The organism is Stenotrophomonas sp. Steno-Z4, from assembly GCF_056393145.1.
The window spans coordinates 42783-53769 of the sequence record NZ_JBWJPC010000004.1; the positions used below are offsets into that span (position 1 = coordinate 42783).

Below are 10987 nucleotides of genomic sequence, written 5' to 3' on the forward strand. Positions count from 1 at the left end.
TCAATGAACCCGATCTGCTGACGGTGGATCGGGACAGCATGCGCCCGCTTGCCGAGCGCATGCGCCCGCAGACCCTCGATGAGATGGTGGGGCAGAAACGCCTGCTCGCCCCGGGTAGCGCGCTGCGCCGGGCAGTCGAGTCCGGGCATGTGCACTCGATGATCCTGTGGGGGCCGCCAGGCTGCGGCAAGACCACGTTGTCCCTGCTGCTGGCGCACTACGCCGACGCCGAATTCCGTGCCATCTCCGCCGTGCTTTCGGGCCTGCCCGAGGTCCGGGTGGTGCTGGCCGAGGCCGCCCAGCGCTTCGCCGAAGGCCGCCGCACGGTGCTGTTCGTGGACGAAGTGCACCGCTTCAACAAGGCCCAGCAGGATGCGTTCCTGCCGCATATCGAGCGCGGCACCATCGTGTTCGTCGGTGCCACCACGGAGAACCCTTCGTTCGAGCTCAATTCGGCGTTGCTGTCGCGCTGCCGCGTGCACGTGCTGGAAGCGGTGTCGCCGGCCGACATCGTCGAGGCGCTGGAGCGGGCGCTGCAGGACAAGGAGCGCGGGCTCGGCGCCGAGGCGCTGCAGGTCTCCCCCGAAGCGCTGCTGGAGATCGCGACCGCCGCCGACGGCGATGTGCGGCGCGGTCTGACCCTGCTGGAGATCGCCGCGGAACTGGCTGGCGGTGAAGGCGGGCGGATCAGCCCGGAGATGCTGGTGCAGGTGCTGGCCGACCGCACCCGTCGCTTCGACAAGGGGGGCGAGCAGTTCTACGACCAGATCTCGGCCCTGCACAAGTCGGTGCGCAGCTCCAATCCGGATGCGGCGCTGTACTGGCTGACGCGCATGCTCGATGGCGGCTGTGATCCCTCCTACCTGGCCCGGCGCCTGACCCGCATGGCGATCGAGGACATCGGCCTGGCCGATCCACGCGCGCAGTCGATGGCGTTGGAAGCCTGGGACATCTACGAACGGCTGGGCAGCCCCGAGGGCGAGCTGGCCTTCGCCCAGCTGGTGCTGTACCTGGCCAGCACCGCCAAATCCAACGCCGGCTATGCCGCCTTCAACCTGGCCAAGCAGGAAGTGCGCGAGACCGGCACCCAGGAGGTGCCGCTGCACCTGCGCAACGCGCCGACCAGGCTGATGAAGGAGCTGGGCTACGGCAAGACCTACCAGTACGACCATGACGCCGAAGGTGGCATCGCGCTGGACCAGACCGGCTTCCCGGATGCGATGGGCGAACGGGTGTATTACCAACCGGTGGCGCGCGGCCTGGAAATCAAGCTGAAGGAAAAGCTCGACCGGCTGCGTGCCGAGCGCGAGCAGGCGCGGGCGCGCAAGGGCAGCGACTGATGGGGGGCTTCATTACCTGGTGGCAGCAGCTGGGGCTGGTGATGGCTGGCGGCGCGCTGGGCGCGGCGCTGCGTTTCATCATCGGCGACGCCATGCTGCGCCAGTTCGGCAACGGCTTCCCCTGGGGCACGCTGACGGTGAACCTGGTGGGCGCCTTCGCGGTCGGCTACGTAGCGGTCTGGCTGCAGACCCGCGGCAGCGCGGCATTGTATTGGCGCGCGTTCGCCATCGTCGGCATCATTGGCGGGCTGACCACGTTCTCGTCGATGATGCTCGAGGCGGTGCTGCTGGTCCGCAACGGACGCGGGTGGGTGATGCCGACGTATCTGGGCATCAGTCTGGTGGCGGGAGTTGCCTTGGTGTGGTTGGGTGCGCGGTTGGCGGAGTCCACGCTCGCGCGGTGATCGATTCTGCGTATTTCTGCTGGATTTCCGTTACATCTCACGATATTGTTCGCGCCCCGTTTGCGTTCCCCGTCCGTCATGCGTGATGAAGAAGACCCCGGCACCCTGGAGCTGATGCTGCCGCGCAAGCGCGGCCGTCCGCCCACGTTCGGCTACGCCATGACCGATGCGCAGCGTGCGGCCCGCTACCGGGCCCGCCGTGCCGGACAGGCTGACCACGCCGATGTGCGCACCTGCAGCGACATGGTGCTGCTGGACAAGATCCGTGCGGCGATCAGCGCAAAGGATGCCGAGCTCACCGGGTTCCTGGTGCACGTGCTGTGGCAGCGCTATCCCCTGCAGCTGAAATGATCGTCCCGCCTGCCAGGCCGGCGAGGGCCGGGCGCAGGTAACCCAGCAGCCGCCCGGCATCCAGCCAGTCGCCGGGCTCGTCCAGGTCCAGTTCGTGCAGGTCGCCGGCAATCGCGGCCAGATCCGGTTGTCCCAGCATCTGCAGCACGCCGGCCAGCCGATGCGCGTGGTGCCGCAGCGCGGTTGCGGCCCGGTCGCGCAGGGCGTCATGCAGCGCCATCTGCTCTTCCTGCAGCGATTGCAGGATCTCGGTCCAGATGGGGTCGGTTGGGCCGCTGCTCGCGCTTGCCAGCCGCTCTGCGTTCCCCTGTGTCTCCACCTGCAATGCCCGGAGCAGCTGGCCGATATCCAGCGGCTTGCACAGCACCGCGTCCATGCCGCAGGCGAGGCAGCGTTCCACATGCGCGGCCGAATCATTGGCAGACACCGCCACCAGTACGGCCGGCGTACGCCCGTGGCGGCGCTCCAGTTGTCGCAGTTGGACGGCCAGCTCGTAACCGCTCATGTCGTCGAGCACGCAATCGAGCAGCACGATGCCGCAGGGCTCGGCGGCCTGGCAGTGCAGTGCGCTGGCGCCGTCGGCGCAGCTGCTCACCGAGGCGCCCAGCGTCTCCAGCTGCCGACAGACCACCGTGCGATTCAATGCGTGGTCTTCAACCAGCAACAGGGTACGCCCGGCCAGCGGCTGCTCCCCCGCGCAGGGGCCGGTGGCTTCGATCACCACCGGCAAGCGCACCTCGAAGCAGCTGCCCTCGCCGGGAGCGCTGCGCAGCTGCACCGTGCCTCCCATGCCCCGCACCAGATCCTGGCAGATGGAGAGGCCGAGCCCGGCACCGCCCATCTGCCGCGAATGACTGTCGTGCGCCTGCGCGAAAGGCTTGAACACGGTGTCGTGCAGCGCGGCCGGGATGCCGATGCCGGTATCGCGGACCGCAAGCCCCAGGTGTGCGCTGTCCTGGTCCAGGTGCAGCGACAGGGTGACGTCGACGTGCCCCAGGTCGGTGAACTTCACCGCGTTGCCCAGCAGGTTGCTGAGCACCTGGCGCAGCGCGTCACCATCCAGCCACATCCGGGGCAGCGGGTCGGTGTCCTGCAGCAGGGTGATGGCCAGGCCCTTGGCCTCGGCCGCAGGACGGGCCACCGCCAGGCAGTCACGCGCCAGCTGGCGCACGTCCTGCCAGCCGGGGGTGGGGTGGTACTCGCCGGTGGCCAGGCGTGAATAGTCCAGCGCGTGGCCGAGCAGATGACGCAGGCCGGCCCCCGCATTGCGTGCGGCGTTCACCAGTTGCCGCTGGCCCTGGTCCAGGCCCGACTGGTGCAGCAGATCCACCGAGGTGACCAGTGCCTGCGCGGCGTTGCGCACTTCGTGGCTCATCACGGCGATGAAGCGCGCCTGCTGGCGCTCGCTGCGCCGCGCCGACTGCTGCGCCACGCGCATCCACACCCCGGCGGTGAGCAGGGCCAGCAGGATCAGCGCGCCGGCGAGCAGTTCCCAGCGGAAGTGCTGCGACATCACCTGCAGCGACGGTCCGCTCAGGTACGTGGCTTTGGTCCAGCGCTGCATCAGCATCGCGTGTTCCTGCGGGCTGATCGAGCGCATCGCCTGATGGATCTGATCGAGCAGGGCGCGGTCGCGGTGGCGCACCACGAGGTGCAGGCTGCCTGGCAAGGTGGCAGGCCCGCCATGCAGGAGCAGGCTGTTGCCGAAGTCGCGGCGCACCACGGGGCGCATTGCCACATCCAGGTCCAGTGCCGCGTCCACCACGCCGGCTTCCACGGCGGACAGCGCTTCACGCAGGCTGGGCAGGTCCACCACCTGCAGGTGGGGGTGGTAGGCACCCAGCCATTCGGCCAGGCGGGTGCCGCGCACCACCGCCACCCGGCGCAGGTGTGCGAACTCCGGCGGGTGCGCCTGGGCGTGGCGGCTGGCCATCAGGGTCTGGCCGCGGTAATACGCCGGTGATGCGGCCAACGCCGTGCAGGGCGCGTTGTCCAGCGGACCCAGCAGCAGCATCAGATCGGCGCGCCCGTCGCAGATCGCCTGCAGCGCGGCGGTGGCCGATTCCACCGGCTGCTCGCGGAATTCCAGTCCGGCCTGTTCGGCGACCAGCTGCGCATAGCCGGTGATCAGGTTGGTGTCGCGCGCCGCGCGGTTGTCGTTGGCGAGCAGGCCATGCTGGGAGGGGTCGGCAGCCACCCGGACCAGCCGCGGTTCGGCACTGCTGCCCGCGGTGACAGGCAGCAGCAGCCCGACCAGCACCCCGGTCAAGGCGCCGGCCCAGGTCCAGTTGCCGCTCACCACACCGCCAGCTGGTGGCGGAGGGTGAACAGGTCGCGGTCCGTGCGCAGGCCGAGTTTGCGGAACGCCGCGTGCTTCTGGGTGCTGATGGTCTTGATGCTGCGGTTGCGCTGCAGGGCAATGTCGGTCACGGTCATGCCGCTCAGGCACAGCTGCAGCACTTCGCGCTCGCTTTGCGACAACCGGTGTTCGGCGTGTTCGTCGCGGTAGTTGACCGGCACATGGGTGTGCCCGGCCGCCACGCGGGTGACCGCGCGCGCCAGCGCTTCCAGTGACTCGCCCTTGGAGACCACGCCCGCGGCGCCGGCGGCCATGGTGTTGGAGATCATCACGTGATGTACGTTGGCCGAGAACATCAGCACCCGCACGCGCGGGAACCGGCGTCGCAGCATGCGCAGCAGCTCCATGCCCTGCAGGTCGCCTTCGCCCAGCGTGTAGTCCACCACCGCCACGTCCACCAGGTGGTGTTGCAAGGTGCTGATCAGGGAGCTGGTGTGGGCGTGGTTGCCGACCACATGGAAGCGCGGGTCGGTGGACAGGTGTACATAACTGCCATGCCGGACCACATCGTGGTCATCCAGCAGGGCGATGTTGAGTACGGACGGCAGCAGCGGTCCATATGCGGGGCCTGGATGGCGTCGAGACAAAGGAGGCACGCAATCGTGGGATTTGCGCCATTCTTACCGCTTACACGCGCAGCGGAGATAGTCTGATGTCAGATTAGGACTATTCCTATGCTCGGTACGAGAGGTGCGTCACTCTCTGCGCGCATCCGCGTCAACGTTTTTCGCGATCGAGCAGTCGCGCGAACTGCGACGCCAGATCCACAACCAGCGGATCGGCATTGTCACGGTGCAGCATCGCGATTTCGATGCCGTCCATGGGCGGCAAACCTTGGCGCGCGGTGAGCGCGCGGTGTTCGCGGGTCATCGCACGCGCTGGCAGCAGGCTGATGCCCATGCCGTCGGCCACCGCGCCCTGGATACCGCTGAGGCTGGAGCTGGTGAAGCCGATCCGCCAGCGCCGGCCCATGCTTTCCACGGCAGCGATCAACTCATCGCGATACAGCCCGCGCGGCGGAAACGTCACCAGCGGAATCGGGTCCATGCCGATGCAGGGGCTGCGTGCACTGTCCACCCAGCGCATCGGCTCATGCCAGCAGGCCACGCCCTGGCGGCTGTTGCGGCGCTGTTTGATCAGCACCAGGTCCAGCTCGCCGTGGTCGTAGGCGTTGGCCAGGTCGCGGCTGAGGCCGCTGGTGACTTCCAGCTTCACCTGCCGGTGGCGGCGGGTGAAGCGGCCCAGCAGGGCGGTGGTGCGGGGGCTGACGAAGTCTTCGGGCACGCCCAGTCGCACGGTCACCGCCACCGTGGCGCCGGCCAGTGCTTCGCCCATCTGGTCGTTGAGGGCCAGCATCTGGCGCGCGATGCCGAGTAGTGTCTGCCCGGCATCGGTGGGGTGCACATCGCGGTTGCCGCGCACCAGCAGCGGGTGCCCGGCCAACTGCTCCAGCCGCCGGATCATCTGGCTGATGGTGGACTGGGTGGAATGCAGGCGCGTAGCGGCGGTGGTGAAGCTGCCGCAGTCAGCCACCATCACCATCGCCCGCAGCAGGTCCAGTTCGAACAGGGTGCGATGCGATTGTGCACTGGGCGGCATGGCGGTATCCAGAAAACCAATGGTGCCTGTTCTAGCATGCACGCCGGTGCCAAGCCAGCTGCTGCCCCTCATCCGTTGGCGGCACTACCGCTGCGTGCAAGGCTGCGCGCCACGCGAGCGCCCGCGGCCTGCATCATCGCGTGCAGCGCAGGCGGGCCCAGTACCTCGAATTCGAGCTCCAGCGCGAGCAGCCAGTACACCACCGCGCCCTGCGGGTGCGCGCCACACCGCAGCAGGCAGCGCTGTGCATCCACCGCTTCGAGCATGCCCGCCGAGGCCGGTATGCGTTCGCGCACGATGTCGATGGGCGCGTGCAGGATCACCCGCGCTTCGTCCCCGTAGGGCCCCAGCGACAGCGACTGGCTCACGAACGCGCGCAGGTCGCCATTGGCGGGCGAGGGGCGCGGGCGGAAGTGCGCGCCCACCTCTGCCGCACTGGTCATCCGGTCGATGCGGAACGTACGCCAGTCCACGCGCAGCGTGTCCCAGGCCACCAGGTACCAGCGCCGTTCGGCATGCACCACGCCCTGCGGTTCCACCAGACGCTGGCTGGGCTGTCCCTGGCGGTCGGCATAGTCGAAGCGAAGCTGCAGCTGGTCGCGGCAGGCGCCGGCCAAGGTGGCCAGCAGCCCGGCATCGACCATGGGCCCGGCCTGGTCGATCGGCAGGATCGCGGTACGTAATGCATCCAGCCGGCGTCGCAGCCGGGCCGGCATCACCTGTTCGAGTTTGACCAGTGCGGTGATCGCGGTCTGCTCGATGCCGCTGATGGTGCCGGTCACTGCAGTGCGCAGGGCCAGCGCAGCGGCCAACGCTTCTTCATCGTCGAGCAGCAGCGGCGGCAATGCGCGCCCGGCGCGGAACGCGTAGCCGCCGGCCACGCCACTGCTGGCCTGGATCGGGTAGCCCAGCTCGCGCAGGCGGTCGATGTCGCGGCGCAGCGTGCGCGGATGTACGCCAATATCCGCGGCCAGCGTGTTGCCCGGCCAATGCGGACGGGATTGCAGCAGCGAGAGCAGGCGCAGCAGTCGAGCGGAGGTGGTCAGCATGGGCGGCAGCATCGCGCCTGTCGAGGACAGGATCTGTCCGCAATGGTGGCTAGCCTGTGGCCACGGTGCAAGGCCCCTGGCGGCGCACCTTTCCACACCGACAACCCACAAGGAGTTCCACATGTCCGTCGTCTTCTATTGGCATCCCATGTCCAGTGCCACCCCCGTCGCCTGCGCGCTTGCCGAACTGGGGGTTGCCCATGACCGGGTGCGGATCGACATCCGGAATGGCGAGCAGCGCACCCCGGAGTACCTGGCGATCAATCCCAACGGCAAGGTGCCGTGCCTGGTGGTGGATGGCACGCCGATCTTCGAGGGCCTGGCCATCCATCTGTGGCTGGGTGACCGCTTCGGCGTGGCGCGCGGGCTGTGGCCGGCGGCCGACACCCCGGAGCGGCTGCAGGCGTTGTCGTGGTGCGCGTGGGCCTATGTGACCTACGCGGCGATGATCAACCGGCTGATGCTGGCCACCCGCGAAGGTCCGTTGCGCGACAGTGTGCAGGCTACCGCCGCAGGACAGGGCGCGGCCGAGCTGCTGGGATTGCTGGAAGATCGCCTGGGATCGCAGCCCTGGATGCTGGGCGGCGATTACTCGCTGGTGGACCTGGTGGTGGCGCAGGTGGTCGGCTATGGCACCTACGTCGGTGCCGGCGTGGACGCGTATCCCGCCGTGGCGGCCTGGTTGGCGCAGGTGCAGGCGCGTCCGGCCATGCAGGGCGAGGTCTGAGCGCATTCGATTCCGTAATGCGCGTCATGACGAAATTTAACTGGTGAATGGATGCCTTCGCGCCGTATGGTGCGGAGGTACTCCTTTTTGCCACGTTGCCATGAAACCCATTGTGCTGTCTGCCTTCCCGGTGCTGCTTGCACTGGCGCCCTGCGTCCTCGCCGCCGAACAGGCCGACCTGATCATCCGGCATGCCACCGTGGTGGATGTCGAACATGCCACCACCCATGCCGACCAGGCGGTGGTGGTACGCGGCAATGACATCGTCGCCGTGGGTGACGACCGCAGCATTGCCAAGGCCTGGAAGGCGCCGCAGCGCATCGATGGCAACGGCCGCTTCCTGATTCCCGGCCTGTGGGACATGCACGTGCATTTCGGCGGCGGACCGGAGCTGGTCGAAGAGAACAAGGCGCTGCTGCCGCTGTACATCGCCCATGGCATCACCACCATCCGTGATTGTTCCGGCGACCTGCCCACGCAGGTGCTGCAGTGGCGTGGCCAGATTGCCGACGGCAGCCTGGAAGGCCCGCAGCTGTTCAGTTCGGGCGCCAAGATCGAAGGCATCAAGCCGGTCTGGAAGGGAACGCTGGAGGTCGGCAGCCAGGCCGACCTCGATGCCGCGCTGGCCCAGCTCAAGCGCGACCGCGTCGACTTCGTCAAGATCACCGACAGCACCCTGACCCCGCCCCTGTTCCTGGCGGCAGTGCGTGGCGCCCGTGCCAATGGCCTGCGCGCGTCCGGGCACATCCCGATGGCGCTGACCGTGCAGCAGGCGGTGGATGCCGGCATCAGCTCGATCGAGCATCTGGACTATGCCTACAAGGCCGGGGTCAGGGACGAGGCGGCCATTGCCGCCGATTTCGCCGCCAAGCGCATTGATCGCGCCGAGGCCAATCGCCGGCTTGATGCCGGCTTTGATCGTGACACTGCCATGGCCGCCTACCGTGGCTTTGCGGCGAAGGGCGTGTATGTCACGCCCACCCTCAACGGCGGCCGCATCCTCGACTTCCTGGACCAGGATGACCACGCCAACGATCCGTACCTGGCCTACATTGGCCCGAAGCTGCAGGCGACTTACCAGTGGCGGGTGGAACGTGCTGCCAAGGCGGGTCCAGAGCAGATCGCCGAGCGCCACCAGCAGTACCACCAGGTGGCGGCCGTGCTGCCGATGCTGCAGCAGGCGGGCGTGACCGTCATGGCCGGCACCGACGCGGGGTTCCTCAATTCCTTCAACTATCCCGGTATCGGCCTGCATGACGAGCTGGCCCTGTTCGTCAAGGAAGGCCTGACTCCCGCGCAGGCGCTGTCGTCGGCAACCCGTGCGGGTCCGTCGTGGTTCGGTACGCTGGACCGCTACGGCGGCATCGCCGAAGGCAAGGCCGCCGACCTGGTGCTGCTGGATGCCAACCCGCTGCAGGATATCCAGGCCACGCGCGCGATCAACACCGTGGTGCTGCGTGGTCACGTGTATGACCGCAAGGCGCTGGATGCGTTGCTGGCGCAGACACGGGCCAAGGTCGCCAAGTGGCAGCAGGACGCTGCCCAGTAGCGATATGCGCGCAGCAGAGTGAAGAGAAGCAGCAGGCGCCCCGCTCAACAGCGGGGCGTTTTCGTTTGGGCGCCGCTACAACAAATTGCAGTAGCGCATTGAGGAATATTGAATGTGGCGCGGCGCAGCAGAACTTTAAGCTGCCCCCATTCAACGCGGCGATGCAATCGACGCGTCAACAACAGGAGTTCCTTCGATGAAGCGTCTGATCACCGCGCTGGCGGCAGCCATGGCGATGGCGATGTCGGCATCGCCTCATCCGGCCTGGGCGGCCGCACCCAGCATCCACGTAGGCGCGATGTACGAATATGCGGAGCCGGGCAAGGGGGCGCTGCTGAAGCGCGTGCGCAACACCGGCGATGCCACGGCGTTCGTCCGTGTGCAGATCAGCGAAGTGCGCTACGCCGCGGACGGCACCCATCAGGAGATCCCGGTGGATACCTCCGGCACCGCTGCCGCCGCCGGGCTGATTGCCAGCCCGTCGCGGTTGATCGTGCCGGCGCAGGGGCAACAGGCCACGCGCCTGCTGGTGCAGGGGGATCGCAGCACCGAACGCTACTACCGCGTGCGCTTCGTGCCGGTGCTGCCACAGTCCGAAGACGAATTCGCGCTGACCGACGCGCAGCGTGATGACTACCGCAACGAGCTCTCGGCCGGCGTCAACGTGCTGACCGGCTATGGCGTATTCGTGATCGTGCATCCCGACCAGCCCCGCTACGACGTGCAGACCGAAACGCACGACAGCCACGTGCAGCTGCGCAATGCCGGCAACACCACGGTGGTGCTCGACGACATCCGCCAGTGCAGTGCGCAGGACAAGGCGGCCAAGTGCTCCCCGTCGCGCAAGGTGCACCTGCTGCCCGGGCGCACCGAACGCTTCGCTCGCAGTGCCGGGCATCTGCACCGCTTCCAGATCGTTGAGGGGGACAGCCGCAAGGACGTCCTGCTCACCCGCTAGGTTCCGCCCGGAACCGCCGTCCCGTCGCCGGACTCCAGGCGACACCTTTCCGTTGGAGATGCAGGAAAAATGAACCTCAAGACCACCGTCCTGGCCGCTGCGGCAGCCCTGATCCTGACCCCGGCTGCCGCCATGGCCGCCACCGAGCAGTTCCCCATCCAGGTGACGGTTGAAGCCACGGTGCCGTCCGCCACCGGCCTGCAGATCTCGCCGGTCGGCGACTGGGCCGGCCAGACCCAGAACATGCGCTGGAACATCGCGACCCAGCGCCTGGATCCGATCCAGCAGCAGGTCGACATGAAGAGCGGCCTGGGCGCCATCAACGCCTACCTGACCACCGAAGCCATGCTGACCAGCGCGGGCAACGCCATCGACCTGACCGTGGCCGTCGCCGGCCAGGACCTGCAGGTCGGTGCCGCCAACGCGGTCGAAGTGGCCACCGCGACCGAAGCCGCCGCGAGCAAGCGCGCTGCGGTTGCCATCACCGCCGCTGCGCGGACCGGCGAGAGCTACGTGCAGGGCACCTACCAGGGCAACGTTTTCATGATGTTCGAGAGCGGCACCCCGTAATCGCGCAGCTGCGCATGTTTCACCCCGGCAGCTCCGGCTGCCACAGGAGGGGCGCGCTCGCGCCCCTTCTTCATGCACAGG

General features: G+C 68.0%; 11 protein-coding genes. 7 read left to right on the forward strand and 4 right to left on the reverse strand.

Annotated features, from left to right (window positions below; translation table 11 throughout):
• Positions 1-38 precede the first annotated feature (38 nt).
• The 3 genes from AC06E7_RS11000 (at position 39) to AC06E7_RS11010 (ending at position 2095) form a co-directional block, all read left to right on the forward strand.
• Positions 39-1340 carry a replication-associated recombination protein A gene (locus AC06E7_RS11000; protein WP_478064657.1) on the forward strand — a complete coding sequence of 434 codons (1302 nt, stop codon included), beginning with the start codon at positions 39-41 and terminating at the stop codon, positions 1338-1340.
• Positions 1340-1744 (forward strand): fluoride efflux transporter CrcB, encoded by a 405-nt coding sequence (gene crcB, locus AC06E7_RS11005; protein WP_478064659.1) that lies wholly within the window; start codon positions 1340-1342, stop codon positions 1742-1744. Before AC06E7_RS11000 ends, crcB begins: the two co-directional genes overlap by 1 nt.
• A gap of 78 nt (positions 1745-1822) precedes the next feature.
• Entirely contained in the window at positions 1823-2095 is a 273-nt protein-coding gene (locus AC06E7_RS11010) for a hypothetical protein (RefSeq protein ID WP_068851817.1), read from the forward strand.
• Here the strand turns inward: AC06E7_RS11010 and AC06E7_RS11015 are convergent.
• The 4 genes from AC06E7_RS11015 to AC06E7_RS11030 form a co-directional block, all read right to left on the reverse strand.
• The gene (locus AC06E7_RS11015; RefSeq protein WP_478064661.1) at positions 2040-4394 is read right to left on the reverse strand and encodes an ATP-binding protein; all 2355 of its coding nucleotides are present in this window, start codon (positions 4392-4394) and stop codon (positions 2040-2042) included. The genes AC06E7_RS11010 and AC06E7_RS11015 overlap by 56 nt on opposite strands.
• On the reverse strand, positions 4391-5041 hold the full coding sequence (locus AC06E7_RS11020; RefSeq protein WP_167693294.1) for a response regulator: 651 nt from the start codon (positions 5039-5041) through the stop codon (positions 4391-4393). Before AC06E7_RS11020 ends, AC06E7_RS11015 begins: the two co-directional genes overlap by 4 nt.
• Before the next feature lie 130 nt (positions 5042-5171).
• Positions 5172-6053 (reverse strand): LysR substrate-binding domain-containing protein, encoded by an 882-nt coding sequence (locus AC06E7_RS11025; protein WP_478064663.1) that lies wholly within the window; start codon positions 6051-6053, stop codon positions 5172-5174.
• A gap of 68 nt (positions 6054-6121) precedes the next feature.
• Positions 6122-7102 (reverse strand): helix-turn-helix transcriptional regulator, encoded by a 981-nt coding sequence (locus tag AC06E7_RS11030; protein ID WP_320458647.1) that lies wholly within the window; start codon positions 7100-7102, stop codon positions 6122-6124.
• A 121-nt stretch (positions 7103-7223) separates the two neighbouring features.
• On the opposite strand from AC06E7_RS11030, the gene AC06E7_RS11035 reads away from it, so the two are divergent.
• From AC06E7_RS11035 to AC06E7_RS11050, 4 genes are all read left to right on the forward strand, one after another.
• Positions 7224-7829 carry a glutathione S-transferase family protein gene (locus tag AC06E7_RS11035; RefSeq protein WP_217538112.1) on the forward strand — a complete coding sequence of 202 codons (606 nt, stop codon included), beginning with the start codon at positions 7224-7226 and terminating at the stop codon, positions 7827-7829.
• Between the two features lie 100 nt (positions 7830-7929).
• Entirely contained in the window at positions 7930-9378 is a 1449-nt protein-coding gene (locus AC06E7_RS11040) for an amidohydrolase family protein (protein WP_478064666.1), read from the forward strand.
• Between the two features lie 196 nt (positions 9379-9574).
• Positions 9575-10336, forward strand: coding sequence for a CS1 fimbrial subunit B flags: Precursor (locus tag AC06E7_RS11045; RefSeq protein WP_478064667.1), 762 nt, complete (start codon positions 9575-9577; stop codon positions 10334-10336).
• A 69-nt stretch (positions 10337-10405) separates the two neighbouring features.
• On the forward strand, positions 10406-10906 hold the full coding sequence (locus AC06E7_RS11050; RefSeq protein ID WP_478064669.1) for a CS1 type fimbrial major subunit: 501 nt from the start codon (positions 10406-10408) through the stop codon (positions 10904-10906).
• Positions 10907-10987 lie beyond the last annotated feature (81 nt).